Below are 26,625 nucleotides of genomic sequence, written 5' to 3'. Positions count from 1 at the left end.
TCAGCCGATCCCCTTGCACGTCGTATGCGAGCGGGTGTTCACCGGCAGGTACACCGCAGACCGCGCAGCGGTGATCGTCCGAGTACGAGAGGTGGCCATGGGGGTCGGAATCCCACCTGTTTTCGGTCGCAGGCACCTCTACCTCGTCCCCACGGATGGGGCAGGACTGGCTCGCCATCAGGGCTCCTCCGCGCGTTGAGGAGACCCAGGGATTGGGGCCCCACTCACATATGTAGTTTGCCGTGTTGCGCATCGGCCACGGCCCGAGAGGCGGGCGCGCTGCCCGGCGGGCGCTGGGCGAGCATGACGCGCGAGGGCTCGACCGCCACGACGGCGCGGTCGCGGGGCTCGTAGGACCCGGCGCCCGCGCCGACGTTGAGCACCCGACGGGGCCGAGCGCGGACCCGATGAGGGCACGCCAGGTGGGGTCCTCGCGCCGCCGGCCGCCGTAGCCGTGGCCGATCCGCTCGTACGCCGTGCCCGGCCCGCAAGCGGGGTTCGAGGGGCCGGCGGTCATGAACGCACCCGGTCCCGGCCGGCGCGGTCAGATCCCGGTGGTCGAGCGCGGGTAGGCGATCGCCGGGTCCGTGAGCACGTTGACGAGGTAGGGGATCCCGCTGGCGAACGCGCGGTCGAGCGCGGGCCCGACCTCGGCCGGGTCGGTGACCGTCTCGCCGCCCCCGCCGAGCGCGGTGACCACCTGGTCGTAGCGGGTGCCCGGGGTCAGCTCGGCCGCCACGTCGTAGGAGTACAGGAACTGCATGGGGTGCTTCTCCAGGCCCCAGATGCCGTTGTTGCCCACGACCATCACCACGGGCAGCCCGTGGCGCACGAGGGTGTCGACGTCCATCAGCGAGAACCCGGCCGCGCCGTCGCCGAGCAGCAGCACCACCTGGCTGGAGGGCCGGGCGACGCGCGCCGCCACTGCGTACCCGAGCCCGGTGCCGAGGCACCCGTAGGGGCCGGGGTCGAGCCAGCCGCCGGGGCGGGACGGCTCGACGTACCTGCCGGCGTAGGAGACGAAGTCGCCGCCGTCGCCGATGACGACGGCGTCCTCGGCGAGGCGGGGCAGCAGCTCGCCGTAGATGCGGGCCGGGTGGATGGGGTCGCGGTCGCTGCGCAGGTCGTCGGCGTCCTTGTCGAGCGCCGCCGCCGCGATGCCGGCGAGGTGCCCGGCCCAGTCGGCGTACGACGGCGTCCGCAGCTGGTGCTCGAGGCCCTCGCGCAGGGCGTCGAGGGCGAGCCCGAGGTCGCCGACGACGCCCGCGCCGAGCTCGAGGTGCGCCGCGAGCTGGTCCGGTGCGTCGACGACGTGCACCACGCGCGCCGGCGCGGACCCGTCCTTGCCCCCGAAGACGCCGTAGCCGAGGCGGAAGTCCAGCGGCGTGCCCACCACGACGACGACGTCGGCGCCGGCGAACGCGGCGCCGCGGGCCCGGGTGACCAGCAATGGGTGCCGGGCGGGGAGGACGCCGCGCCCCATGCCGTTGGCGATCACCGGGATGCCGGCCCCCTCGGCCAGGCGCACGGCGGCGTCCTCCGCGCCACCCGCCCAGACGTCACCGCCCAGCACGAGCACCGGGTGCGCGGCCTCGGCGAGCAGCCGCACCGCCTCGTCGACGTCGTCGGGGTCCGGCGCCTGGGGGGCGGGAGCCGCCGCGACCGGGGCCGGGGAGTCGGCGTAGGAGAAGAGCACGTCCATCGGGACGTCGAGGAACACCGGCCCGCGGTGGGGCGCGGCGGCCGTGGCGAACGCGTCGGCGACCGCGGACCCGACCGCAGCGGGGTCGTGCACGGTCGCCGCGTGCTTGGTGACCGGGGCGAGCAGCGGCGGCTGGTCGAGCTCCTGGAGCGCCCCGGAGCCCCAGCGGTTGTCCGGCGAGCGCCCGCCCAGCACCACGAGCGGCGAGCCGTTGAAGTGCGCGGTGGTGATGCCGCTGACGGCGTTGGTGACGCCGGGACCCGCGGTGACCACCGCGAGCCCGGGCGTGCGGGTGAGCTTGGCGGTGCCCTCGGCGGCGAACACGGCGGTCTGCTCGTGGCGCACGTCGACCAGCCGCAACGGCGCCTGCCCGGACGCGACGCCCTCCTTGCCGCCGACGGCGGCGTCGTAGAGCGGGAACACGTGCGCCCCGGAGAGGGTGAACATCGTGGTGACGCCGTGCGCGGCGGCGGCCGCCACCGCGTGCGTGCCGCCGTGGCCGTGGAGGGTCTCGTCCGTCATGGCCGACAACCTACCCGCGGGTAACGAGCGGGGTCAGGGTCCTGTCACGTCGAGGTCGGCGACCTCGGCGACCACGGCGAAGCCGAGCCGCTCGTAGACGCCGTTGCTCGTGGGGTTGGCGGCGTCGGTGTAGAGCATCACGGTGCTCGCGCGCCCGAGGACGTCGGCCACCACCGCGGAGGTGACCGCCGCGGCGTAGCCCTGCCGGCGGTGCTCGGCCGGCGTGTAGACCGGCCCGATCCGCGCGACCGCGCCGCCGGGGTAGTCCACGAGGGGCGCGTGCCCGGCCATCGACACCGGGACGCCGTCGACCTCCCAGAAGCGGAAGCTGTCCAGCCGGGCGAGCACGGACTCGCGCGGGTCCGGCAGGAAGGTCCCGGCGTCCTCGGCGAACCGGCGCATCCAGTCGGCGGCGAGGTCGACGTCGTCCTCGCCGAGCGCCCGGGCTTCGCCGGGCACCCCGGCGGCCGGGACGAACTCGCCGAGCACGAGCAGCCGTTCGCGCATCCGCGGGGCGGTGACCCAGCCGGCCGACGCGGCGACCCGGTGGGCGACCTCGGAGGGGCCGATGACGCCGGGCGGACGGCGGCCCGAGGCGAGGATCCCCGCCGCGAGCGCGTCCGCGGCAGCGGCGTCCATGGGCCCGACGAGCAGGCGGTAGGGCTCGGTCCACAGCGCCGCGCCGGCCACCGCGCCGTCGTGCTCGACGACGTACCACGTCTCGCTCTCGTAGCGCCGGCCCTGCGCCACGCCGGTCGCCACCGACCCGAGCACGTTGGTGCGTACCGGGTCGGCGGCGCGGTAGGCCGCTGTCTCCGCGAGGAACGCCCGGGCGTCGGGCGAGGTGCGCAGCTCCACGAGGTACCCCCTGTCCTGGTGCGGCGATGGTCGCCTGCCGCGGGCCGCGGCGTCGACCTGGTTCCCGCGCGCGCGGTGCCGCCCGCCCTGCGGTGGACCAGTAGCGTTGCGGCGTGGCCAGGTTCGACGACGTCGCGCGGGACCGGACGGACCTGTCCGAGGCCGACCTCGACCACCTGCGCGCCCTGGTCGCGGACTGGACCCTGCTCTCGGACCTCGCCTTCGCCGACCTCGTGCTCTGGCTGCCCACGTGGCACGGCGGCGGCTTCGTGGCGGCGGACCAGGTGCGTCCCACCACCGGGCCGACCGTGCTCTTCGACGACATCGTGGGCCAGTACGCCGCGCGGGGACGCCGTCCCCTGCTCGACCGCGCGGTGGCCGCGCGGGCCGTCGTGGCCGACCGCGGCGTGTCCGGGCCGGCGCCCGTGGAGGCGATCCCGGTCATCCGGTCCGGCCGGCTGCTCGGCGTCGTGGAGCGCCACTCCGGGCTGTCCGGCCGCGACGTCGGGGCGCTCGAGCAGCACTACCTCGAGGCGGCCGACGAGCTGGCCGTGATGGTGGTGGACGGCACGTTCCCGCCCGCGCAGCCGCTGGCCCGCACCGGCTCTCCGCCCCGTGTGGGGGACGGGCTCGTGCGCGTCGACCCCGACGGGATGGTCGTCTTCGCCAGCCCCAACGCCCGCTCGGCCTACCACCGGCTCGGGCTGGCGACCGACCTGCTCGGCGTGCACCTCGCCCGCACGAGCGCCAAGCTCGCGCGCCGGCCGGGACCGGTCGACGAGGCGCTGGCCGTGGTCGCGTCCGGCCGCGCGGCCGGCGGCGCCGAGGTGGAGAACGCGGGTGCCGTGGTGACCCTGCGCGGCGTGCCGCTGCGCCGGTCCGGCGTGCACGTGGGGGCGCTGGTGCTGGTGCGCGACGCCACCGAGATCCGGCGCCGCGACCGGCAGATCCTGAGCAAGGACGCCACCATCCGCGAGATCCACCACCGCGTGAAGAACAACCTGCAGACCGTCGCCGCCCTGCTGCGGCTCCAGGCGCGCCGCATCGACACCCCGGAGGCCAGGGCCGCTCTCGAGGAGGCCGTGCGCCGCGTCGGCGCGATCGCCGCGGTGCACGAGACGCTCGCGCACACCCCGGGGGAGAAGGTCGACGCCGACGAGATCGCCGACCGGCTCGTCGCGCTCGTGCGCGACATGGCCGTCACCTCGCGCGCGGTGTCGGTCACCCGGGTGGGCTCCTTCGGCATCCTGTCCGCCGAGGTGGTCACCCCGCTGGCGATGGCCCTCGGCGAGCTGCTGCAGAACGCCGTGGAGCACGGCAAGGGCGCCGACGTGCGGCTGGTCGCCGCGCGCGAGGACGGCCGGCTCTCGGTGTCCGTCGACGACGAGGGGCCCGGCCTCCCCGAGGGCGCCGACCCGTTCGCCACCCACCGCCTGGGACTGCAGATCGTGCGCACGCTGGTGACCGAGGAGCTCGGCGGGACGCTGGAGCTGGGACCGGGCCCGGACGGGCGCGGCACGCGCGCCCAGGTGGTCGTGCCGCTGGGGCGCTGACCGGACCGGGTCGGGCGGGTCAGGACACGCGCGGAGGGCCGGGACCCTGTGGTCCCGGCCCTCCTGCGACGTCGGTCTCTACAGGCCTGCGCGGGCTGCGCGGGCGCGGGCGTTGCGGCGCTTGAGAGCGCGGCGCTCGTCCTCCGACAGCCCGCCCCAGACACCGGCGTCCTGGCCGCTCTCGAGGGCCCAGGCCAGGCACGTCTCCATCACGGGGCAGCGACGGCACACGGCCTTCGCCTCCTCGATCTGCATGAGTGCCGGGCCGGTGTTCCCGATCGGGAAGAACAGCTCCGGGTCCTCGTCACGGCAGGCTGCCTCGTGGCGCCAGTCCATGCGTGCGTCCTCCTGGTGAGCCGGGAGCGGGGGGTTGCTCCCGGTGGGTGCGGGGGTCCGCTCCGGCACCTTGTGAATGCCGTCACGAGCCCGTCCCCGCGCGCGGCCCGGCGGCAGGTCGCCGTCGACGGAGCGCGCGTGGACGCCGGCACGCCCGAGCGGGGCCGGCCGACGGGTACGACCCTCACACACCGCGGGGGCCGCGTCCAGACTTTTCGCTGAGAGCACGCTCTGAACCGCTGTCACCTTGCTCACAGAGAGTGGCGGAACTCCGCCGGCCCCGCCTACACGAGCACGCTGAGCGCGCGGGGGCGCGAACGGAACGTGACCGACGCCACGGCGCCCACCGCCTCCCCGTCGATCTGCAGCGACGTCGGCCGCGAGGCGAGCACCTCGAGCTCGGACTGGTCGTGCAGGGTGAGCAGGCCGCCGAACGGGTAGCGGCGGGGGCGCCGCACCAGCATCTGCCGCACGTGGCCGAGGGCGTGGAGCACCGCGAGGCTGCGCGGGGCGAACACGTCGAGCCCGGTGTCGAAGGACGCGTGCGGGCAGGGGTCGACCGGCAGCGGGCCGAGGAAGGTCCACGGCGAGGAGTTGGCGATGATCGTGAGGAACAGGCCCTCGACGTCGGCGACCCCGGCCCGGCGGACGGTGAGCGCGGGCTCGCGCCGCTCGGTGCGCAGCAGCACCTGGCGCACGGCGGTCTGGAAGTAGCGCGCCGGCGTGGCCTCCTTGCCCTCGGCCCGCTGGCGCTCCATCTCCTCGACGATCTCGGCGTCGACGCCGAGGCCCGCGTTGCACAGGAACCACCGGGTGCGTCCGTCGTAGGCGGCGGTGCCCAGGCCGATGGTGCGCGAGCGCTTGTGCTCGATCGACTCGATCAGCGCGCCCGTGGCCTCGACCGGGTCCTCCGGCAGCCCGATCGACCGGGCGAAGACGTTGGCGCTGCCGCCGGGGACGGTGCCCAGGGTGGGCACGTCGTGGCCGGGGCCGTCGGCGAGCAGCCCGTTGACCACCTCGTTGACAGTGCCGTCGCCGCCGAGCGTGAGGACGACGTCGAGCCCGTCGCGGCGCGCCTGCCGGGCCAGCGCGGTGGCGTGGCGGCGGTGGGTGGTGTCGGCGACGTCGAGGTCGAGCGCGGAGGAGAGCGCGTGGACGATCACCTCACGGGTGCGGGCGCTCGTGGTCGTGGCCCTCGGGTTGACCACCAGCAGACCACGCACGGGACGAGGGTAACCGGTGACGCCGGGGCGCCCCGGCGTCTGGCAGGGTGGCCGCGTGGCCCGACACGACCCCGAGGACGAGCCGACCGCGGCTCCGGCCGGTGCCGGCCGGCGGATGCCGGGCGCGCTGCTCGCCGCCGTGGTGGTGGCCTGGGTGGAGGCGCTGGCCATCGTCGGCTACACCGTGGGCATCGTGGTGTCCGGCGCACGCGAACCGGGCTCGGTGGCCGCCACGCCGGTGCTCGCCGTGATCTACCTGGCCTTCGCCGCGGGGATCGCCGTGTGCGGCCGGGCCCTCGCGCAGCGGCGCCGCGCGGCGCGCACGCCCTTCGGCGTCATCCAGCTGTTCGGCCTCGTGGTGGGCTGGACGCTCACCCAGGGGGACGGCGACCTCACCCATCGGGTGGGGTACGCCGTGCTCGCGGTGTCGGTGCTCGGGATCGCGCTCGTGGTGAGCCCGGCGCTCGGCGAGGAGCTCGACCGCTAGGTCGAGCCGAGCGGGACAGGCAGGGCGAGGAGCCCGTCCCCGGGTCTCAGTCGTCCTGCGTCATGCCCTCGCGCAGGGTGGCCAGCGAGCGGGCCAGCAGCCGCGACACGTGCATCTGCGAGATCCCGACCTCCTCCGCGATCTGGCTCTGCGTCATGCCGTGGAAGAAGCGCAGGGCGAGGATCCGCCGCTCGCGCGAGGGCAGCGCGGCCAGCAGCGGCTTGAGCGACTCGCGGTACTCCACCGCCTCGAGGTCGACGTCGTCCGCCCCGAGCCGGTCGGCCAGGCTCACCCCGTCGTCGCTGCCGTCGCCGAGCTGGGCGTCGAGGCTGTGGGTGCTGTAGGCCTGCGCCCCCTCGAGCCCCTCGATCACCTCGTCCTCGGTGATCTCGAGGTGCGCGGCGAGCTCGGCCACCGTCGGCGAGTGCCCGGTCTTCTGCGCGAGCTCGGCGGTGGCCCGGCCCAGCGCGATGCGCAGCTCCTGGAGCCGGCGGGGCACGCGGATGGCCCAGCCCTTGTCGCGGAAGTGGCGCTTGATCTCGCCCACGATCGTGGGCGTGGCGTACGTCGAGAGCTCGAGCCCGCGCTCGGGCTCGAACCTGTCGACGGCCTTGATCAGTCCGATCGTGCCCACCTGCACGAGGTCCTCGAGCGGCTCGCCGCGGTCGCGGAAGCGCCGCGCCAGGTACTGCACCAGCGGCAGGTGCAGCGTGACCAGCTCGTCGCGTGCCCGGCGGCGTGCCGGGTCGTCCGGCGGGGTCGAGGCGATGACGTCGATGAGCTCGCGCTCGCGGCGGCGCTGCTCGGGTCCCCACCGCGAGGTGCGCTGCTCGGGGACCGCGGCGTCGGCGTCCGGGCCCGGCTCGGCGTCGGCGTCGCTGTCCGTGCCCGTGGCGGTCTCGGTCTCGGTCTCGGTGGTGGTGCCGGTCTCGTCGCCGGTCCCGTCGGTGACGGGCTCCGTCACCGCGGCCTGCCCGTCGTCGCGCCGCGCCTGCGCCGGCACGGACGCCACGCGGTCGTCCTCGTCGCCGGCGCTCATGCCTCGACCGCGCTCGCCGCCGACCGCGACGTGCGCAGCACCACGGTGACGTCGTGGGCGTCGACGGTGGCGGTGATGTCGTCGACGAGGGCGGTGAGCACCGCCCACGCGAAGGTGCCGGTCTCGGGCAGGCTCCCGCGCGAGGTGCGCGCGGAGATCGCGATGTCGAGCCGGCCGTCGTCGTGCGGCGTGAACACGCACTGCAGGTCCGCGCCGGGCTCCACGCGGTCGATGAGCATGCTCACGACCTCGTCGACGGCCAGCCGCACGTCCTCGAGCCGGTCGATGTCGAAGTCGAGCCGGGCGCAGCAGGCGGTGGCCGTGGTGCGGGCCAGGACCACCCAGGCGCTCGACGCCGGGAGCCGCAGCCGGATCGGGGAGCTCACGCCGCGAGGCTAACGCGCCGCGGCCCCTGCGTCGCCGTCGTCGCCCGGCTGCGGCGCCGCGCCGGGCACCGCACCGCCGCGCGCGAGCGCCGTCAGCGCCTCCCCGGTGACGCGGTGGACCGTCCACTCGTCCATGGGCACCGCGCCGATCGAGCGGTAGAAGCCGAGCGCGGGCTCGTTCCAGTCCAGCACCCACCACTCGAGCCGGCGGTAGCCGCGCTCCTCGCACACCGCGGCCAGCGTGCGCAGCAGCGCGGTGCCGTAGCCCGTGCCGCGCAGGTGGGGGCGCACGTAGAGGTCCTCGAGGTAGACCCCGTGGGTCCCCGTCCACGTGGAGGTGTTGAGGAACCACAGCGCGAACGCCCCCAGGCGGGTGCCGTGTTCGGCGTCCGGGTGCTCGACCACGTGCGCGTACGCGGCAGGCGCGCCGCTGGGCGTGGTGGACTCCGTGCCCGGCGCGTGCGCCGTGCCGCCGAACAGCAGCGCCGTGAGCTGCTCCTCGGTCGACTCGACCTCGTGCGCCGCGCGCTCGTACTCGGCCAGCTCGCGGATCATCGCCAGGATCTCGGGGACGTCGCCCGGCAGCGCCGGGCGCACGCGGCCCGTGGTGTCGTCGGTCACGGGCACATCCTGCGCTATCGCCCGAGCAGGCTGTTGAGCTGGTCGCCGACCGCCGTCACCTCCTGCGGGGTCATCCAGCCCTCCTTGAGGCAGCGGCCGTAGATGTTCTTCGCGGCGGTCTGCGAGTCGGCCTGGACGGCGCCGGCGAGAGCAGGGTCGGACAGGTCGGCCAGGAGGGGTTCGAGATCGGTGGCCAGGTCCGGGTCGTGGATCTGCGCCGCGTCGCGCAGCGCCGTGACGTCGGCGCGCATGGCGGCGTCGGACTCGTGGTCCTTCACGGCTCCGAGGAGCAGCGCGGTGAACGAGCGGCACCCGTCCGCGGGGCTGCCGATGACGAAGGTCCGCGTCTCGGGTGCGCGACCGGTCCACCAGCCCAGGACCACGGCCAGCAGCACCGCACCGGTGACCGCCCCCACGGCCGGGAACCGCCACAGCGGTGTCGGCGTCCCGCCCGGCGCACCGCCGCGCGGGATCGCGACGAGGAGCGCGACAGCGCTGCCCGCGATGAGCAGGCCGACCAGCCCGCCGATGAGGAACGCGGCCTGCTCGCCCTGGACCGCGGTGCCCGGGTAGAGGTCCGTGCGCAGGGCGAAGGTCGCCGACACCAGCGCGGACCAGCCCAGCACCGACCATCCCCACCGCCGGCGGTAGCGCGTCCAGTAGTCCGGGCGGCGGTCGGGGGTAGCGCCAGACCGCCGTCCACGCGGTCCCGTCCCAGAACCGCTCGACCGTCGGGTCGGTGGGGTCCGGGTAGTACGCCGCGGGCGGGGCGACCGCCGCAGGCGGGGCGCCGGGCGCGGGAGACGGTGACGAGGCGGGCGGCGGCGGAGGGGGCGGCGGGGAGGGGGCGCCTCCGGCCACGGGCGGTGTCCAGGGGTCGATCGGGTCGCCGCCCTCGACCGGATCGGCCGGCGCTCGCCCGGTGTCGTCGCTCATCGCGTCCCCCCTCACGACTCGGTGGTCCCGGCCACCGTAGCGGCCCGGCTCCGTCGCCCGGCGCACCCGGCCACCGGACCACCGTGCGGGTGACCGCGGCGTCCGCGCCTGCGGCCGGCGGCACGTGCGGCATGCTCGGTCGGGAGCCGGCGTCGACGGGACGCCGGACGAGGTGGAGGAGGGCTCGTGCCCGACCTGGCGGACGACCCGCGGACCTGGAGCGTCGACGCGCTCACCCTCGCCTTCAGGTCCGGCGTCGTGTCGCCGGTGGAGGCGACGCGTGCCGCGCTGGATCGCATCGCGCGGGTCGACCCCGTGGTCAACGCGTTCGTCTGGGTGGACGGCGACGACGCGCTCGAGCAGGCGCGGGCCAGCGAGGAGCGCTGGCGGGCCGGCACGCCGCGCTCGCCGATCGACGGCGTGCCCACCACGGTCAAGGACCTGCTGCCCTGGCGGGGGCGCCCCACCCGCAAGGGGTCGGTGCACACCTCGACCGAGCCGGCCACCGAGGAGGCGCCGACGGTCGAGCGGCTGCGCGAGGCGGGCGCCGTCGTCCTCGGAGCCACCACCACGCCGGAGTTCGGCTGGAAGGGCGGTGGCGACTCCCCGCTCACCGGCATCACCCGCAACCCCTGGGACACCTCGCGCACCACCGGCGGGTCGTCGGCGGGCGCCGCCGCGGCGGCCGCGACCGGCATGGGAGTCCTGCACGTCGGCACCGACGGCGGCGGGTCGGTGCGCATGCCCTCGGCCTTCTGCGGCGTCTTCGGGCTCAAGCCGACCCACTCCGTCGTGCCGATCCACCCGGCCGCCGTCTCGGGCCTGCTCAGCCACGTCGGGCCGATCACGCGCCACGTCCGCGACGCCGCGCACCTCATGGCGGCGATCGCGCGTCCGGACCACCGCGACGTGTACCCGTCGCAGCTCGACGGGCGGTCCTGGATCGAGGGTCTCGACGACGGCGTGCGCGGTCTGCGCGTGGCGTTCACCCCGACGTGGCCGCGCGCGCAGGTCGACCCCCAGGTGGCCGACGCCGTGCGCCGCACGGTCGACGTGCTCGCCGGGCTCGGCGCGGAGGTGGACGAGGTCGAGGCGCCCGGCGCCGACGTGCGCGACGCGTTCCTCGCGCTGTGGGACGGCGCCCTCGGCCGCGCGCTGCGCGGCCTGCCGCCTGAGGCGCTCGAGCGCAGCGACCCCGGGCTCGTGGCGACCACCCGGCGTCGCGAGTCGCTGAGCGCCGACGCCTTCCTCGACGCGGACGCGGTGCGCGCCGAGTCGACGCTGCGCTTCTCCACGCTGCTCACCCGCTACGACGTCCTCGTGTCGCCCACCGTGCCGGTGCAGGCCTTCCCGGTGGGCCAGGACGTCGCCGACCCGAGCACCCAGGAGCACTGGATCGACTGGACGCCGTTCACGTACCCGGTGAACATGACGCGGCACCCCGCGGCCGCGGTGCCGGTCGGTCTCTCCACGGAAGGCCTCCCGCTCTCGATGCAGGTCGTCGGCCGCCACTTCGACGACCGGCTCGTGCTGCGCGTCGCGCAGGCCGTGCAGACCGCGCAGCCCTGGGAGCTCCCCCCGCTGTGACCGGGTCAGCGCGTGCCGGCGCCCGGGCGGCCGTGCCGGCGCGGGTCGGCACCTGGTGCGGCGCCCGCCGCCGCCGCGGCGAGGTCAGTGAGCCGCCCGAGGTTGGTGCGCATGAGCGCCGCGAGCGCCGGCCCGCGCCGTGCGGCGACCCACTGCTCGAAGGAGACGCGCAGCACCGCGATGCCTGACTCAGCCGCGAGGCGGGCATCGGCCGTCGGGATGCCCTGCCGACCCAGCGCGGCGGCTAGGCCGTCGGCGATGCGGGACATCTTGATGAGCTCGCGCTCCCGAAGCTCGGCGTTGGCCGAGACCACCGCGTGGCGACGTCGCGAGAAGTCGCGGTCCGCGCCCAGGAGCTCCGCGGCCACGTCCAGCGTGGCGGCGACGGCGTCGAGCGCACCGCCCGTGCGGGCGGCGTCCTCGGCGGCGGCCACGAGCCCCTCCTGGAGCCGGTCGGAGCCGGAGAACAGCACCTCCTTCTTGTCCGGGAAGTGCCGGAAGAAGGTGCGTGCCGTCACTCCGGCGCGCTCGGCGATGTCGGCGACCGTCGTGTCGTCGTAGCCGCGCTCCTCGAACAGGTCCAGGGCCGCGACGGCCAGGCGGCCGCGCGCGTCCGGTTCCCATCTCGCCATGGCCGAGATCCTAGGGGATGACATGATGTGACATCAGGTTTAGAGTGATGACACACAATGACATCGCTTCGCGCCCAGCGCGGACCTGGAGGGACTCATGCGTCTGTTCGTCACCGGAGCGTCCGGCTGGATCGGTTCGGCCACCGTCCGCTCACTGCTCGCTGCAGGTCACGAGGTCGTCGGCCTGGCACGCTCGACCGGATCTGCCGAGACCGTGGAACGGCTCGGTGCCAGGGCCCGCAGGGGCGACCTCACCGACCTCGACTCGCTGCGCGCCGGCGCCGCGGACTCCGACGGCGTCGTGCACCTCGCCTATCTGCACGACTTCTCCCGGATCGCCGACGCGGCGCGGCTGGATCTCGAGGCGATCACGGCACTCGGCGAGGCACTCGAGGGCAGCGGGCGCCCGCTGGTCGTGGCCTCCGGAACGATGGGCCTGGCACCCGGCCGGGTCGGGACCGAGGGGGACGTGCCCGACCCGAGCGCGCATCCGCGCTCGGCGAGCGCCTACGCCGTCGCGGCCCTCGCCGATCGTGGCGTGCGCGGAGTGGTCGTGCGGTTCGCCCCCACCGTGCACGGCCCGGGCGACCGCGGCTTCGTCGCGGCGCTCGTCGCGGCCGCCCGTGAGCGGGGCGTGTCGGCGTACGTCGACGACGGCGCGAACAGGTGGCCCGCGGTGCACCGCCTCGACGCGGCGGAGCTGGTGCGTCTCGCGGTGGAGCAGGCGCCCCCCGGCTCGGCGGTGCACGCCACGGCGGAGCCGGGGATCCCGAGCCGGGAGATCGCCGAGGCGATCGGGCGCAACCTCGGCCTGCCGGTGGTCTCGGTCCCTCGCGAGCGCGCGACGGACCACTTCGGTTGGATCGGGATGTTCTTCGGTGCCGATGTGCCGGCCTCGAGCGAGCGCACCCAGGCCCTGCTCGGCTGGCGTCCGACGAACCCCGGCCTGATCGCCGACCTCGACGCCGGTCTCTACACCGCGGGGCTCTGAGGACGCATCGGGAGCATGCACCCCGGTACCACGACGGAGCCCCGCACCGACGAGCGGTACGGGGCTCCAGGACGAGCAGGTCGGATCAGGCCTTCTTGGTCTCCCAGAAGATCTCGGCGATCTCGTCGATCTTCGCGAGCAGCTGGTCGGCGACGGCGACGTCGAGCGAGCCCTTGGTGCCGCCCGCGCCCGCGAGCTTGGTCGCCTCGTTGAACAGCGAGTTGAGCTGCGGGTACTTCTCGAAGTGCGGGGCCTTGAAGTAGTCGGTCCACAGCACCCAGAGGTGGTGCTTCACGAGGTCCGAGCGCTCCTCCTTGATGGAGACGGCCCGGTCCTTGAACACCTGGTCGTCGCTGGCGTGGTACTTCTCGATGCACGCCTTGACGGACTGCGCCTCGATCCGTGCCTGGGCAGGGTCGTAGACGCCGCACGGGAGGTCGCAGTGCGCGTGCACGGTCACGGTCGGGGCGAGCAGACGGCGCATCATGGTGGCCTTTCGTCGGGGGTCGGACGATCCAGGGACTCTCTCGGCGACACTACCCCCGACGGTGCACGACGGCAGCGGCAGGAGGCAGCGGTGCGGACGCGCGGGGACGAGGGTCCGCGACCGCTGCTGCCGTGGAGCCTCGCCCGCGTCGAGGGCTCGTCGATGCAGCCCACCCTGCGCGCCGGCGACCGGCTGCTGTGCCGCACGACCGACGGCGGCGAGGTGCGTCCCGGGCAGGTCGTCGTCGCGCACCGGCCGGACCGGCCGGGACTGCTCGTGGTCAAGCGCGCCGTGCACCGCGACCGCGGCGGGTGGTGGCTCGAGGGCGACCACGAGCAGGGCTCGCACGACTCGTGGGTGTTCGGCCCGGTGCCCGACTCCGCGGTCGTCGCGCGGGTCGTCCTGCGGCTGTGGCCCCGGCCCCGTCGGGTGTGACGAGGGCGACGCGCCGGCCCACGGCGCGGGGGAGCGCCCTGTGCCATGCTGTCGGCGCGGGTGACCCCCGCGTCGCAGCCAGAACCGGAGTCCGCGTCACCGGTGCGCCCCGGTCCCGACCGCCCCCGCTGCCGACCACGTCCCGAAGGACCTCCTGTGCTGCCGTCCACTCCGGAGCGCCAGGACGACGCCGACCGCTACGCGGCCCACGACGCCGATCCTGCCTTCCCCCTGCACGTCCTGGGCAAGATCGAGGTGCGCCCGACCGTGCGCGTCCGCGACAACGCGGGGCTCGCCCTCGCCTACACGCCCGGCGTCGGCCGGGTGTCGCAGGCGATCGCGGAGGACGAGTCGCTGTCGTGGCGCTACACGTGGCGCTCCAACTCGATCCTCATCGTCACCGACGGCACCGCGGTGCTCGGCCTCGGCGACATCGGGCCCGTCGCGGCGCTCCCGGTGATGGAGGGGAAGTCCCTGCTTTTCAAGGAGTTCGCCAACATCGACTGCGTGCCGATCTGCCTGGCGACCACCGACGTCGACGAGATCGTCGACACGGTCGCGCGCATCGCGCCGGCCTACGGCGGCATCAACCTCGAGGACATCAGCGCCCCGCGCTGCTTCGAGATCGAGCGGCGGCTCCAGGAGCGGCTGGACATCCCGGTGTTCCACGACGACCAGCACGGCACCGCCGTCGTCGTCACCGCGGCCCTGACCAACGCCGCCACGGTCACCGGGCGACGGCTCGCCGACCTGCGCGTCGTGATGTCCGGGGCCGGCGCCGCGGGCGTCGCGATCGCGCGCATGCTGCTCTCGGCCGGAGTGGGCGACGTCCAGGTGTGCGACCGCAAGGGTGTGATCGGCCCGCACCGCGACGACCTCACCGACGTCAAGGCGATGCTGGCCCGCACCACGAACCGGGCCGGCGCGCGGGGGAGCCTCTTCGAGGCGATGCGCGGTGCCGACGTCTTCGTGGGCGTGTCGTCCGGCACCGTCCCCGCCGAGGTGGTCGAGACGATGGCGCCCGGGTCGATCGTGTTCTCCCTGGCCAACCCGACGCCGGAGGTCCACCCGTCGGTGGCGCGGGCGGGTGGTGCGGCGGTGATCGCCACCGGCCGCAGCGACTTCCCCAACCAGATCAACAACGTGCTGGCCTTCCCGGGGATCTTCCGCGGCGCGCTCGACTCCGGCGCCACCCGGATCACCGAGGGGATGAAGCTGGCCGCGGCCGAGGCCATCGCGGGGCTCGTCGCGGGCGACCTCGACCCCGAGCACGTCGTGCCGGACCCGTTCGACCCGCGGCTGGTGCCCGCGGTGAGCGCGGCCGTGGCCGCCGCCGCCGAGCGCGACGGCGTCGTCCGGCGACCGCCCGCGGAGGTGGGGCGCTAGGCGTCCTCGCCGCTGGCCGCGCGCACGGCGGCGAGCCGCTCCCCGCGCAGCCCGACGCAGTCGTGGGCCCAGAACGTGTCGGGGTACACGAGCGCCCCGGTCATGCTGCCGTCGTAGGCGGGCAGGACGACGACCTGGAACGCGGAGTGCGGCACACGCACCGACGGCCGCACCAGCCCGAGCGGCCGCGCGTGCACGAAGCCGAACCGCGAGTAGTAGGCCGGGTCGCCCTCGAGGAACAGCAGCGGCGCGCCCAGCTCCTCGGCGGCGGAGATCGCGCGGCCCACCAGGGCGCCCCCGAGCCCGCGGCGCTGCACCGCGGGTGCGACCGACAGCGGGCTCAGCACGAGCACGTCGACGAGCCGGTCCGGGGCGTCGAGCCAGCCCCAGCTCAGGTGCACGTGGCCGACCACCTCGCCGTCGTGCTCGGCGACGAAGCCGGCGCCGCGGGGGCGCGCGGCCAGCGCCTCGGCGAGGGCCGCGACGGCCAGGCCCTCGTCGCCGAAGGCCGCCTCGACCACCCGGCGCACCGCCGCCGCATCCGTGCCGAGCACCGGGCGTACCCGCGCGTCCCGCAGCGCCTCTGCCACGCGAACCCCTCCGTCCGACGACCCGCGCCGCCGAGCGTAGGTGCGTCGCGATGCCCCGTCGACGCCGTAACCGCCCGGCCCAGGACGGCGCCGGTGCCCCGGGGGCCGCGCGTCGGTACTGTCGGGACGTGCTCGCCGTCTACGCATCCTCGCTCCATCCCGACGACCCGCTGGCGGGGCTCACCGTCGGGGAGCTGCCCGACACCGAGGTGCCCGAGGGCTGGGTCCGCGTGCACGTGAGCGCGGCCAGCCTCAACCACCACGACCTCTGGAGCCTGCGCGGGGTGGGCCTGCCCGCCGAGCGGCTGCCGATGATCCTGGGCTGCGACGCCGCCGGGGTGCTGGACGACGGCTCGGCCGTCGTGGTGCACGGCGTCATCGGCGATCCCGAGGCGGGCGGCGGCGACGAGACGCTCGACCCGCGGCGCACCCTGCTCTCGGAGCTGCACCCCGGCACCTTCGCCGACACCGTCGCCGTGCCGGCGCGCAACGTGCTGCCCAAGCCCGACGACCTCACGTTCGAGGAGGCGGCCTGCCTGCCCACGGCGTGGCTCACCGCCTACCGCATGATCGCGACCAGGTCCGGGCTGCGGGTGGGCGACACCGTGCTCGTGCAGGGCGCGGGCGGCGGGGTCGCGACCGCGGCGATCCAGCTGGCGGACGCCATGGGCTACCGGGTGTGGGCCACCTCCCGCGACGAGGCCAAGCGCGCCCGCGCGCTCGAGCTCGGCGCCGACCAGGCGTTCGAGTCGGGAGCCCGGCTGCCGGAGCGGGTCGACGCGGTGATCGAGACCGTGGGGGAGGCGACGTGGCCGCACTCGCTGCGGTCGCTGCGCCCCGGCGGCACCGTCGTCGTGTCCGGTGCGACCAGCGGCTTCAACCCGAGCGCGGAGCTCTCGCGCGTGTACTTCCTCCAGCTCAACGTGCACGGGTCGACGATGGGCACCCGCGACGAGCTCGAGGCGCTCATGGCGCTGCTCGTCGACACCGGCCTGCGGCCGACGATCGACTCCACGTTCGCGCTGACCGAGGCGCGGGACGCGCTCGCGCGCATGGCCTCCGGCGACGTCATGGGCAAGCTGGTCCTCACCCGCGCCGCGTAGGGCGAGCGCACTGCCCGGCGCGGGCGCGGGAACCCGGCCCCGGGATCAGGGACTGCTGGGTGCCGCGCTGGTGAGGGTGAGGTAGTCGGCCCGGGTGACGGGCGCCTCCACCAGCCGGCCGTCGGGCAGCGGGACGGTCACCGACGCACCGTGGACGTCGTTGAACACCACGGAGGTCGCGCCCGCGTCGGTGAGGGTGAGCACGACCTGCCCGATGAGCAGCATCTGCTGCGGCGGGGCCAGGCGCAGGAACGTGTCGGACAGCGCCACGACGACCGTGCCCGCGGGCACGGGAGTGGCCGGCGTCGGCTCGACCGAGGCCAGCGGGGCACCGCCCTGCGGGTCGCCCACGAGGGTCTGCAGGTCGCCGGAGGCCGGCGGCTCCGCGAGCAGGGTGAGCAGCTCGGTGGGGGTCACCGGCACGGGTGCGGCGGTCCGGGCGCGCTCGAGGTGGTCGCCGTTGACGAACCACAGCGACACCTCGTTGGCGCCCGCCGTGCTCGACGCGCTCGGCGGTGCGGTGGGCGGCGGCTGGTAGTCCTTCACGGGCTCGGCCGTGTCGGAGACGGGCACCCCGCAGCCGGCCAGGACGGCCGCGGCGACCACCGCGGCGGTGCCGGCCAGGGCCCGGGCCACGAGCCGCCTCACGAGACGCCGTCCTGGAGCACGAGGGTGAAGCGCGACCCGCCCTCGGGGGAGGCGCCCACGAGCACCTCGCCGCCCATGGCGTCGGCGCACTCGCGCGAGATGGCCAGGCCGAGCCCGGCTCCGCCGCTGCGCGCCACCGGGCCGCTGTGCTCGCCGCGCACGAAGGGCTCGAAGAGCCGGTCGTAGTCCACCGGGTCGATGCCGGGGCCGGCGTCGTCGACGTGGATCTCCACCTTGTCGGCGTAGCGCTCGATCGTCACCATCGTGAGCCCCTCGCCGTGGCGCTCGGCGTTGTCGACGAGGTTGCCGATCACCCGCTCGACCCGGCGGGGATCGGTGCGCACTATGGGCCGATCACCCTTGATGAGCAAGGGGATCCCGCGCTCCTCGAGCAGCCGCTCGGTGAGCGCGGCGACGTCGATGGGCTCCTCCTGGACCGGCGCGGACCCGGGGCCGCTGCCGAGCTCGAGGAGGTCGACGAGCGTCTTGGACAGCGCGCGGGCCCGTGAGGCCAGGCTGCTCACCAGCTCGGCGTCGCGCGGGGCGAACGTGGCGCTGTGGTCCTCCAGCAGCGACGCCGTGCCCACGATCGCGGTGACCGGCGAGCGCAGCTCGTGGCTGACGTTCGCGACGAACCTGCGCTCGCGGTTGATGCGGTCCTGCACGGAGTCGGCCATCTCGTTGAACGCCTGGCCGAGCGGGTCGAGGTCCGGGTCGCCGGTGGGCTCGATCCGTGCGGTGAGGTCGCCCGACGCGATCGTCGTGGCACCGGAGCCGAGCGAGGCCACCGGCCGCATGAGGCGTGCGGCCATCCAGCGGCCCACGAGGATGCCGCCGGCGAGGGCGAGCAGGGCGAGGAAGCTGAGGAACCACGCTCCGATGCGCAGCGACCGGTCCAACGCGTCGAGCGGGAACAGCTCGAGGTAGAGGCCGTGCTGCGCGGAGACCGCGACGCCGAAGAACGGCACGCCCTGGACGAGGAAGCGCTGCTGTGCCGCGCCGGAGGCGGCCGCCTCCGACAGCAGGCTCGCGGGCAGGTCCGACGGCGAGACCGTGACCCCTCCGCCGTACCAGACGCCGTTGACCCGGCCCATGGCCTGGGACTCGCCGATCGAGGGCACCGCGGCCAGCGCGTCGCCGGGCTCGGTGCCGTTGGCGAGGTCCGCCTCCACGGCGCGGGCGTCGAGCAGGGCCCGGGTGAGCGAGGACGACTCGCGCTGCGCCACGAGGTAGTTGCGCGCGACGGCGTAGGTCGACAGCGACACCACCACCGCCACCGCGCAGCTCATGAGGCCGAAGGCCAGCGCGACGCGGGACCTCAGCCCCAGCTGCATGGCTCAGGCCTTCAGCCGGTACCCGAAGCCGCGGACGGTCACGAGGTGCTCGGGCTGCGCCGGGTCGGCCTCGATCTTGTTCCGGAGGCGGTACATGAGGTTGTCGACGATCCGCCCGTCGCCCGCGTGCTGGTAGCCCCACACGTGCTTGAGCAGGTAGTCGCGGCTGAGCACCCGCTCGCGCGCGACCATGAGCTCCTGGAGGACCTTGAACTCGGTGCGGGTGAGCGGGATCGCCGTCCCGTTCACATACAGGGCGCCGACGTCCGGGCTCAGGACGAGCGGGCCGCACTCGAGCGTGCCGCCGCTGTCCTCCGGGGTCTGCGAGCGCCGCAGCTGGGCGCCGATGCGGGCCAGCAGCTCGCTGGTGACGAAGGGCTTGGTCACGTAGTCGTCGGCGCCGGCCTCGAGGCCGGCCACGACGTCCTGGCTCTCGGTCTGCGCGGTGAGGATGATGATCGGCACCCGGCTCGACCCCCGCACGGTGCGGACGACGTCGAGCCCGTGGATCCCGGGCAGGCGCAGGTCCACCAGCATGACGTCGGCGGCCTCGTCCATGGCCAGGATCAGGGCCTGCTCGCCGGTCTCGGCCTCGAGCACCTCGTAGCCGGCGTCCTCGAGCGCCACGCGCAGGACCATGCGGATGGCCGGGTCGTCCTCGACCAGCATGACGGAGCGGGACATGGCCCTATTGGACCATCCCCCTGCGGGCCCCCCGGACGACGGCCGGGCGGGTGACACAACTGCGACACAACGACGACCTGTCGACCACCCATAGCCGTCCGTGATCGGTGATAGTCGAGGGGACCGAGCTCGACCCGCACGGAAGGAGACCCCCGACATGACTGCTGTCACCGGTGCCATGCCTGGAGCCCCCGACAGGCTCGTCGGCAGCCTTGCCGAGGAGCGCGAGCTCACCCGCCTCGAGGAGCTGCTCGTCGACCGCTCGGGCAGCGGGATGTGGTGGTCCGCGATGGCCCGCCGCGTCGAGGCGACCATCGACGCCATCTGGGCCGACCGCGCCGCTCCGGAGGGCACGATGGCCCTGCACGAGGAGATCAAGGCGGAGCAGCCCCGCCTCGCCCCCGTCCTCGCCCGGCTCGAGGCCGACCGCCTCGCGCTCGTCGACGAGTTCACCGCCCTGCGGATGCTCGTCAGCCAGTCGGTCGGCGAGTCCGGCGGAGTCGCCCGCGTGATCGCGGCGACCACCGAGGTCATCGCGCTGTTCCGCTCCTACCAGCGTCGCGCACGCGCAGTCGTGTACGACGCCTACTGCGTGGACCTCGGCGTCGGCGGCTGAGGTCTCACGGCCGGCGCTGCCTGGTGGCGCCGACTGACCGGGCTCTCAGGGGCGCGGCGGGGGGTCCGACGCCCCGCCCCTGAGAGCCCCTCGTCATGTCCGGGGCCGGCTCGCCCCGGGTCGCCCTAGGCGATCTGCTCGACCCGGCAGCCCTGCGCCAGGGGGTGGGCCGTCACGAGCGGCTCGACCGCCGCCCGCATCGCGTCGTACGAGGGCCCGTAGACGTAGCCGGCGGTCGTGGTCGGTCCCTCCCAGAACGACTGGAGGCGCCCGACGCCCGCCACTGCCTCGTGCAGGCGGTCGAAGAACTCGTTGACGTCGTGCGCGGCGTACACCTCGTCGGGCAGGCCGGTGCCGTCGAGGTAGATCGCGAGCCCCTCCGCCCGGCCGAGCGGGCGGGTCTGCCCCCCGAGCGAGACGACCGAGCCGCGCGGGGCCCCGATCTCCTCGAGGTAGACGACGAGGGCGTCGAGCAGGTCGTCGGTCGCCCCCACCACGCGCGCGTCGATCCCGCACCCGAGCGGCTCGCCCTCGGGGCTGCGCAGCGTGCCGCCGCCGGTGACCCGGCTGCCCGGCGCGCGCTGCTCGAGCCAGTAGGCGAGCGGGTCCTCGTAGCGGTCGCCCCGCTGCGGGCCGCCGAGGCGGGCGTTGATCCGCACCTGCAGCAGGTCCTGGTCGGCCCCGTTCGTCGAGGGGGTCGTCTCCGCGGTGCTCACGGCGTTCCTTCCTCTGCGCGACGTGTGGCGCCCATCGTGTCAGACGACGCAACCCGGCCGGCGGCCGTCACCCCGCGGGCCGGCCTCAGTGCGCGAGGTCCCAGCTCTCGATCACGGCGGTGTCGGCCACGAAGCGCACGCCGCTGCCCGAGCACCACCACGCGGCGGTCGCCTGGAGCGAGCACTCCACCACCTCGGCCACCGCGGCGGCGCAGCCGGCGTCCGCCTCGACGAGGAGCTCGTCGTGCAGGCAGAGCACGATCCTGGCGTCGAGCCCGGCGATGCCGGCGCGGACCGTGGCGGCCCAGGCCTTGAACAGCTCGGCCGCCGCGCCCTGCACCACCGCGTTGCGGGCGAACCGGCCGTAGGAGTGGGCCAGCGTCGACTCCGAGCCGGCCTCCTCGAGCGCCTCGCGCAGCCGCGACAGCCGCAGGAGCCGGCCGCCGTACGTGCGCAGGTCCGTGCCGTGCCGGCCGCGCTCCTCGGCCGCGCGCAGGAACGCCATGGCGGCGGGGTAGGCGCGGTCCATGTCCGCGAGCGCCGCACCCGCGGGGCCGGTCGTCTGCCCGTACATCGCCGCGAGGACGGCGACCTTGGCGGTGGGCCGGTCGCTGCCCAGGGCCGCCGCCACCGGGGCGTACATGTCGGGCTCGCGGGCGGCCGCCGCGAGGGCGCGATCACCGGAGACCGCCGCCAGCACGCGCGGCTCCACCTGGCCGAGGTCGGCGCGCACCAGCAGGCGCCCGTGCGGTGCCCGCACGGCCGGGCGCAGCTCGGCGGGCAGGTTGTGCAGCCCGGCCGACGCCGTCATCCGCCCGGCCCCCTCGCTCGCGCCCCACTGCCCGCGCAGCCGGTCGTCGGGCCCGATGTCGCGCCCGGCCCACCCCCAGCCGTAGGTGGTCGCGACGCGCTCGGCCTTGCGCCACGCCAGCAGGGCGGCCACCCCGGGGGAGGACGCGGCGTAAGGCTCGAGGCGCCACGAGCGCGTGTCGGGCACCGCGATGCCGGCCCGGGCGAGCAGGTCGCGCACCGCCGCCGGGTTGCGCAGGTCGACCGGGTCGCCGGGGAAGTGCGCCCACACCCGCTCGTCGCGCACGCGCCGCGACGCCGCCTCCTCCGCCTCCGAGCGCGGCGCCGGGCCGACCGTGGCGGTCAGCAGCTCGTCGAGCACTCCGCGGTCGACGGCGAGCCCGTCGTGCCCGAGCTCCACGGCGAGCAGGGCGGCCATGCTCTCCGACAGCGCCGTGAGCCAGGGCAGCGAGGTGGCCCCCGGCGCGGGCCGTGGGTCCGGCAGGGCGCGCACGGCCGCCTCCTGACGGGCCCGGACCTCCAGCGCCAGCGCGGCCCAACGCCGCGCCGCGGCCGGCGAGTCGCACCAGTGCCCGCGGGCCCACTCGCGGCTGAGCTGGCCGTCGGGGCGCACCGCCTCGCCGCCCTCGCCGGCGAGGTCGAGCAGGGTGAGCTCGCCGCCGCCGGGCGGGGGCTCCGGCAGGTCGTGCGCGGCGGCCCAGACCGCGCCCGGGTCGTCACGGGCGGAGCCGTGCACCAGGCGGCCGACCGCCGCGAGGTCCCAGCAGGCCCTCGGACGCACCCCGGCGGCCACCAGGTGCGTGGCGGTGTCGCGGGCCGACCACCACACCCAGCGCGGCGCGCGCTCCTCGATCCCGGCGACGACGGACTCCGGGCGCGGCGTGGGCACCCACACGGTGCTCGGCCCGGGGCGTCGCGCCGCTGCTGGTCCGGTGCGGTCACGCCCCCACCGTGGCCGGCACCTGCGACACCGCGTCAGTCCTCGTCGTCGTCGAGGCGGGCCAGCCACACGGCCAGGCGCTCCACCGGGGTCTCGAACTCCGGGTTGAGGTCGACGAAGGTGCGCAGCTGCTCGGCGACCCACGCCAGGGTCACCTGCTCGTCGCCGCGCCGGGCCTCGAGCTCCTCGATGCCGCGGTCGGTGAAGTACATCGCGGCCTACCCGAAGGCGGCGGCGACGAGCGAGGCCTGCTCGCGCTCGTGGACCTTGTGGGTGCCGACCGCCGGCGAGGACGCCGGGGGCCGCGAGACCCGCCCGAGGAGCCGGCCGTCGAGGTGCTCGTGCAGGTTGAGTGCGACGAACGGCCAGGCGCCCTGGTTCGCCGGCTCCTCCTGCACGAACACGATCCGCGCGTCGCGCGGGTAGGTGCCCAGCGCCGCGGTGAGCTCCTCCACGGGCAGCGGCGCGAGGCGCTCGAGCCGGACGATGGCGACGTCGGTGCGGCCGGTGCGCTCACGCTCGGCGAGCAGGTCGTAGACGACCTTGCCCGAGGCGATGATCACCCGGGTGACCGAGGCCGGGTCGACGGCGGAGTCGGTGACCACGGGCTGGAACGTGCCGGTGGTGAAGTCCTCCACGGTGGACGTCGCCGCCTTGAGCCGCAGCATGGACTTGGGCGTGAACACCACCAGCGGCTTGTGGTGCGGCGCGATCGCCTGCCAGCGCAGCAGGTGGAAGTACGACGCCGGCGTGGACGGCATGGCGACGGTCATGTTGTCCTGCGCGCACATCTGCAGGTAGCGCTCGATGCGGGCGGAGGAGTGGTCGGGCCCCTGCCCCTCGTAGCCGTGGGGGAGCAGCAGGACGACGCCGGAGGTCTGCCCCCACTTCTGCTCACCGCTGGTGATGAACTCGTCGATGATCGTCTGCGCGCCGTCGGCGAAGTCGCCGAACTGGGCCTCCCAGAGCACCAGCGCGTCCGGCCGCGCGACGGAGTAGCCGTACTCGAAGCCCATGGCGGCGTACTCGGACAGCAGCGAGTCGTAGATGAAGAAGAACTGCATCGCGGACCGGTCGGTGAGCTGCTTGAGCGGCGTGTGCTCCTTGCCGGTGACCCGGTCGACGATCACCGCGTGGCGCTGGCCGAACGTGCCGCGCCGCGAGTCCTGGCCGGCGAGGCGGATCGTGCGCCCGTCGATGAGCAGCGACCCGAAGGCGAGGGTCTCGCCCATGGCCCAGTCGATCGCGCCGTCCCGCACCATCTGCGCGCGGCGCTGCAGCTGCGGCGCGAGGCGCGGGTGGACCGTGAAGCCCTCGGGCATCTCGACCTGGGTCGCGACGATGCGGTCGACGGCCTCACGGGTGATCGCCGTGTCGACGACGGCGGGGAACGGCCGCGGCACCGGGTGCTTCTTCTCGGTGGGGTGCGCCATCGCGTCGCGGGTCTCGGTGAAGACCCGCTCGAGCTGCTCCTGGTAGTCGCGCAGCGCGGCCTCGGCCTCGTCCATCGTGATGTCGCCACGACCGATGAGGGCCTCGGTGTAGAGCTTGCGGGTGGAGCGCTTCGCGTCGATGAGGTTGTACATCAGCGGCTGCGTGAGCGACGGGTCGTCGGCCTCGTTGTGGCCGCGCCGGCGGTAGCACACCATGTCGATGACGACGTCCTTGTTGAACGCCTGGCGGAACTCGAACGCGAGGCGACCCACGCGCACGACCGCCTCGGGGTCGTCGCCGTTCACGTGGAAGATCGGCGCCTGCACCATGCGCGCGACGTCGGTGGCGTAGACCGAGGACCGCGAGGCCTCCGGGGCGGTGGTGAACCCGACCTGGTTGTTGACGACGATGTGCACGGTGCCGCCGGTGCGGTAGCCGCGCAGCTGCGAGAGGTTGAGCGTCTCGGTGACGACGCCCTGGCCGGCGAACGCGGCGTCGCCGTGCAGCAGGATCGGCAGCACGGAGAAGATCCGGCCGCGGGGCAGGAGGTCCTGCTTGGCGCGCACGATGCCCTCGAGCACCGGGTTGACCGCCTCGAGGTGGGACGGGTTCGCGGCGAGGTAGACCGGGATCTCCAGGCCGTCCTCGGTGCGGAACACCCCGCTCGTGCCGAGGTGGTACTTCACGTCACCGGAGCCCTGCACCGAGCCCTCGACCTCGTAGTCGCCCTCGAACTCGCGGAAGATCTGCCCGTAGGACTTGCCGGCGATGTTGGCGAGCACGTTGAGGCGGCCCCGGTGCGGCATGCCGATGCACGCCTCGTCGATGTCGTCCTCGGCGGCCGCGGTGAGCACGGCGTCCATGAGCGGGATCACCGACTCGGCGCCCTCGAGCGAGAAGCGCTTCTGCCCGACGTACTTGGTCTGGAGGAACGTCTCGAACGCCTCGGCCGCGTTGAGCCGGCGCAGGATGCGCAGCTGCTCGGTGCGGACCGGCTTGTCGTAGCGGCGCTCGACGCGGGACTGGATCCACGCGCGCTGCTCCGGGTCCTGCATGTGCATGTACTCGATGCCGATGGTGCGGCAGTACGCGTCGCGCAGGACGCCGAGGATGTCGCGCAGCCGCATGAACGGCTTGCCGCCGAACCCTCCGGTGGCGAACTCGCGGTCGAGGTCCCAGAGCGTGAGGCCGTGGCTGGAGACGTCGAGGTCGGAGTGGCTGCGCTGCTTGTACTCGAGCGGGTCGGTGTCGGCCATGAGGTGGCCGCGCACGCGGAACGCGTGGATGAGCTCGTGGACGCGGGAGGTCTTGTCGAGGTCGTCGTCGTGGGCGGTCGCGATGTCGGCGGCCCAGCGGATGGGCTCGTAAGGGATGCGCAGCGCCTGGAACACGCCGTCGTAGAAGCCGTGGTCGCCGAGCAGCAGCTGGTGCATGTGGCGGAGGAACTCGCCGGACTGCGCGCCCTGGATGATGCGGTGGTCGTACGTGGACGTGAGCGTGGTGATCTTGCTGATCGCGTGGCGGGACAGGGTCTCGGCGGCGGCGCCCTGCCACTCGGCCGGGTACTCCATGGCGCCCACGCCCACGATCAGCCCCTGGCCCTGCATGAGCCGGGGCACCGAGTGGACGGTGCCGATCCCGCCGGGGTTGGTGAGGCTGGCGGTGGTGCCCTGGAAGTCGCTGACCTCCAGCTTGCCCGCGCGGGCCTTGCGCACGACCTCCTCGTACGTGGACCAGAAGGTGGCGAAGTCCATCGCCTGCGCGTTCTTGATGTTGGGCACCAGCAGCTGGCGGGTGCCGTCCGGCTTGGCCAGGTCGATGGCGATGCCGAGGTTGATCGCCTCGTTGCGCACCACGGCGGGCTTGCCGCCGACCTCGGCGAAGCCGTGGTTCATCTCCGGGTGGGCCAGCAGCGACTGCACCATGGCCCAGCCGATGAGGTGGGTGAACGAGACCTTGCCGCCGCGGCCGCGGGCGAGGTGGTTGTTGATGACGACGCGGTTGTCGACGAGCAGCTTCACCGGCACCGCGCGGACGCTGGTGGCCGTCGGGACGGTGAGGCTGGACTCCATGTTGGCCACGACGCGGGCCGCGGCGCCCTTGAGGACCGCGGGCTCGACGGCCTCCGCCACAACGGCGGTGGGTGCCGGGGCGGCCGGGGCCGGCACCACCGGCGCGGGCGGCGGGGGAGGGGTCTCGACCGGGGGCGCGACGACCGTGCGGGGCGCCTCGTGCGCGGCGATCTCGGCGTCGGAGGCGAGCTCGGCGGCCTCGGCCTGCTTCTTGGCCGCGGCCCGCACGGCGGCGGAGGCCGCCACCAGGTCGGCGCTGGCGTGCTCGGTGGGCACGTAGTCCGCGAAGAAGTCCCACCACGCCTGGTCGACGCTGGACGGGTCGCTCAGGTACTGCTGGTAGATCTCGTCGACGAGCCACTCGTTGGGCCCGAACGTCGCCATGCGGGCCGCGGCGTCACCGCCGCCGTTCCCGCTCGAGGACGCGCGCTCCGACACTTCTGACGTCGACATCCGACGATCCCTCGCTGACCACCGTGGAGAGCCCGGCGGATCCG

The 26,625-nt window shown here is 74.8% G+C and carries 24 protein-coding genes and 2 pseudogenes; 7 read left to right on the top strand and 19 right to left on the bottom strand.

All coding sequences use genetic code 11. The features are described 5' to 3' along the window. Window positions 1-544 precede the first annotated feature (544 nt). Both GC157_02305 and GC157_02300 read right to left on the bottom strand, forming a co-directional pair. The gene (locus GC157_02305) at window positions 545-2,224 is read right to left on the bottom strand and encodes an acetolactate synthase (protein MBI1376304.1); all 1,680 of its coding nucleotides are present in this window, start codon (window positions 2,222-2,224) and stop codon (window positions 545-547) included. Window positions 2,225-2,257: 33 nt separating this feature from the next. After that, a complete protein-coding gene (locus tag GC157_02300; GenBank protein ID MBI1376303.1) occupies window positions 2,258-3,082 on the bottom strand; it encodes a GNAT family N-acetyltransferase in 825 nt (274 codons plus the stop codon). Window positions 3,083-3,195: 113 nt separating this feature from the next. Here GC157_02300 and GC157_02295 point away from each other — a divergent pair, with 113 nt between their 5' ends. Continuing rightward, window positions 3,196-4,635 (top strand): PAS domain-containing protein, encoded by a 1,440-nt coding sequence (locus tag GC157_02295; protein MBI1376302.1) that lies wholly within the window; start codon window positions 3,196-3,198, stop codon window positions 4,633-4,635. Window positions 4,636-4,713: 78 nt separating this feature from the next. Here the strand turns inward: GC157_02295 and GC157_02290 are convergent, their stop codons facing one another. From GC157_02290 to GC157_02255, 8 genes and pseudogenes are all read right to left on the bottom strand, one after another. Continuing rightward, window positions 4,714-4,971, bottom strand: coding sequence for a WhiB family transcriptional regulator (locus tag GC157_02290; GenBank protein ID MBI1376301.1), 258 nt, complete (start codon window positions 4,969-4,971; stop codon window positions 4,714-4,716). A gap of 284 nt (window positions 4,972-5,255) precedes the next feature. Beyond that, window positions 5,256-6,194 carry a diacylglycerol kinase family lipid kinase gene (locus GC157_02285; protein MBI1376300.1) on the bottom strand — a complete coding sequence of 313 codons (939 nt, stop codon included), beginning with the start codon at window positions 6,192-6,194 and terminating at the stop codon, window positions 5,256-5,258. 107 nt (window positions 6,195-6,301) lie between these two features. After that, window positions 6,302-6,481, bottom strand: a pseudogene (locus GC157_02280) (hypothetical protein). A gap of 246 nt (window positions 6,482-6,727) precedes the next feature. Further along, a complete protein-coding gene (locus GC157_02275; protein ID MBI1376299.1) occupies window positions 6,728-7,720 on the bottom strand; it encodes a SigB/SigF/SigG family RNA polymerase sigma factor in 993 nt (330 codons plus the stop codon). Further along, a complete protein-coding gene (locus tag GC157_02270; GenBank protein ID MBI1376298.1) occupies window positions 7,717-8,106 on the bottom strand; it encodes an anti-sigma factor in 390 nt (129 codons plus the stop codon). Before GC157_02270 ends, GC157_02275 begins: the two co-directional genes overlap by 4 nt. Before the next feature lie 9 nt (window positions 8,107-8,115). Next, window positions 8,116-8,661, bottom strand: coding sequence for a GNAT family N-acetyltransferase (locus GC157_02265; protein MBI1376297.1), 546 nt, complete (start codon window positions 8,659-8,661; stop codon window positions 8,116-8,118). An 80-nt stretch (window positions 8,662-8,741) separates the two neighbouring features. Then, window positions 8,742-9,353 carry a hypothetical protein gene (locus GC157_02260; protein MBI1376296.1) on the bottom strand — a complete coding sequence of 204 codons (612 nt, stop codon included), beginning with the start codon at window positions 9,351-9,353 and terminating at the stop codon, window positions 8,742-8,744. Between the two features lie 40 nt (window positions 9,354-9,393). Then, window positions 9,394-9,663, bottom strand: a pseudogene (locus GC157_02255) (DUF2510 domain-containing protein). A 195-nt stretch (window positions 9,664-9,858) separates the two neighbouring features. Between GC157_02255 and GC157_02250 the strand changes: the two are divergent. Next, window positions 9,859-11,250, top strand: coding sequence for an amidase (locus GC157_02250; protein ID MBI1376295.1), 1,392 nt, complete (start codon window positions 9,859-9,861; stop codon window positions 11,248-11,250). A gap of 5 nt (window positions 11,251-11,255) precedes the next feature. On the opposite strand, the gene GC157_02245 is transcribed toward GC157_02250, so the two are convergent. Further along, complete coding sequence (locus GC157_02245) at window positions 11,256-11,882, bottom strand: TetR family transcriptional regulator (GenBank protein MBI1376294.1); 627 nt, start codon at window positions 11,880-11,882, stop codon at window positions 11,256-11,258. A 97-nt stretch (window positions 11,883-11,979) separates the two neighbouring features. On the opposite strand from GC157_02245, the gene GC157_02240 reads away from it, so the two are divergent. Continuing rightward, entirely contained in the window at window positions 11,980-12,873 is an 894-nt protein-coding gene (locus GC157_02240) for an NAD-dependent epimerase/dehydratase family protein (GenBank protein MBI1376293.1), read from the top strand. Between the two features lie 85 nt (window positions 12,874-12,958). Here the strand turns inward: GC157_02240 and sodN are convergent, their stop codons facing one another. After that, on the bottom strand, window positions 12,959-13,360 hold the full coding sequence (gene sodN / locus GC157_02235) for a superoxide dismutase, Ni (protein ID MBI1376292.1): 402 nt from the start codon (window positions 13,358-13,360) through the stop codon (window positions 12,959-12,961). 162 nt (window positions 13,361-13,522) lie between these two features. Here sodN and GC157_02230 point away from each other — a divergent pair, with 162 nt between their 5' ends. Together GC157_02230 and GC157_02225 are read left to right on the top strand one after the other, a co-directional pair. Continuing rightward, the gene (locus GC157_02230) at window positions 13,523-13,795 is read left to right on the top strand and encodes a S26 family signal peptidase (protein MBI1376291.1); all 273 of its coding nucleotides are present in this window, start codon (window positions 13,523-13,525) and stop codon (window positions 13,793-13,795) included. Window positions 13,796-13,840: 45 nt separating this feature from the next. Continuing rightward, the gene (locus GC157_02225) at window positions 13,841-15,181 is read left to right on the top strand and encodes an NAD-dependent malic enzyme (GenBank protein ID MBI1376290.1); all 1,341 of its coding nucleotides are present in this window, start codon (window positions 13,841-13,843) and stop codon (window positions 15,179-15,181) included. Here the strand turns inward: GC157_02225 and GC157_02220 are convergent. Beyond that, the gene (locus GC157_02220; protein MBI1376289.1) at window positions 15,178-15,918 is read right to left on the bottom strand and encodes a GNAT family N-acetyltransferase; all 741 of its coding nucleotides are present in this window, start codon (window positions 15,916-15,918) and stop codon (window positions 15,178-15,180) included. The two genes, GC157_02225 and GC157_02220, sit on opposite strands and share 4 nt — an antisense overlap. Between GC157_02220 and GC157_02215 the strand changes: the two genes are divergently transcribed. Beyond that, window positions 15,900-16,874 (top strand): zinc-binding dehydrogenase, encoded by a 975-nt coding sequence (locus GC157_02215; GenBank protein MBI1376288.1) that lies wholly within the window; start codon window positions 15,900-15,902, stop codon window positions 16,872-16,874. The two genes, GC157_02220 and GC157_02215, sit on opposite strands and share 19 nt — an antisense overlap. Window positions 16,875-16,919: 45 nt before the next feature. Here the strand turns inward: GC157_02215 and GC157_02210 are convergent, their stop codons facing one another. The 3 genes from GC157_02210 to GC157_02200 are packed head-to-tail and all read right to left on the bottom strand — an operon-like array spanning window position 16,920 to window position 19,540. After that, entirely contained in the window at window positions 16,920-17,522 is a 603-nt protein-coding gene (locus tag GC157_02210) for a hypothetical protein (protein ID MBI1376287.1), read from the bottom strand. Next, entirely contained in the window at window positions 17,519-18,856 is a 1,338-nt protein-coding gene (locus GC157_02205; GenBank protein MBI1376286.1) for a HAMP domain-containing protein, read from the bottom strand. The genes GC157_02210 and GC157_02205 overlap by 4 nt, the downstream gene beginning before the upstream one ends. A gap of 3 nt (window positions 18,857-18,859) precedes the next feature. After that, window positions 18,860-19,540: a response regulator gene (locus tag GC157_02200; GenBank protein ID MBI1376285.1), complete on the bottom strand. Its 681-nt coding sequence runs from the start codon at window positions 19,538-19,540 to the stop codon at window positions 18,860-18,862. A gap of 157 nt (window positions 19,541-19,697) precedes the next feature. Between GC157_02200 and GC157_02195 the strand changes: the two genes are divergently transcribed. Further along, window positions 19,698-20,156, top strand: coding sequence for a hypothetical protein (locus tag GC157_02195; GenBank protein ID MBI1376284.1), 459 nt, complete (start codon window positions 19,698-19,700; stop codon window positions 20,154-20,156). Between the two features lie 125 nt (window positions 20,157-20,281). Here the strand turns inward: GC157_02195 and GC157_02190 are convergent, their stop codons facing one another. The 3 genes from GC157_02190 to GC157_02180 all read right to left on the bottom strand — a co-directional run bounded on the left by GC157_02190 (window position 20,282) and on the right by GC157_02180 (window position 26,512). Next, the gene (locus GC157_02190; GenBank protein MBI1376283.1) at window positions 20,282-20,872 is read right to left on the bottom strand and encodes a hypothetical protein; all 591 of its coding nucleotides are present in this window, start codon (window positions 20,870-20,872) and stop codon (window positions 20,282-20,284) included. An 85-nt stretch (window positions 20,873-20,957) separates the two neighbouring features. After that, window positions 20,958-22,691, bottom strand: coding sequence for a DNA polymerase I (locus GC157_02185; GenBank protein MBI1376282.1), 1,734 nt, complete (start codon window positions 22,689-22,691; stop codon window positions 20,958-20,960). Between the two features lie 149 nt (window positions 22,692-22,840). Beyond that, entirely contained in the window at window positions 22,841-26,512 is a 3,672-nt protein-coding gene (locus GC157_02180) for a multifunctional oxoglutarate decarboxylase/oxoglutarate dehydrogenase thiamine pyrophosphate-binding subunit/dihydrolipoyllysine-residue succinyltransferase subunit (protein ID MBI1376281.1), read from the bottom strand. Window positions 26,513-26,625: the final 113 nt, after the last annotated feature.

This window comes from Frankiales bacterium (assembly GCA_016125335.1).
Taxonomy (GTDB): Bacteria; Actinomycetota; Actinomycetes; order S36-B12; family CAIYMF01; genus Longivirga.
Note: the sequence above shows the minus strand (reverse complement) of the source record. Positions and strands in the feature narration are given on the sequence as shown.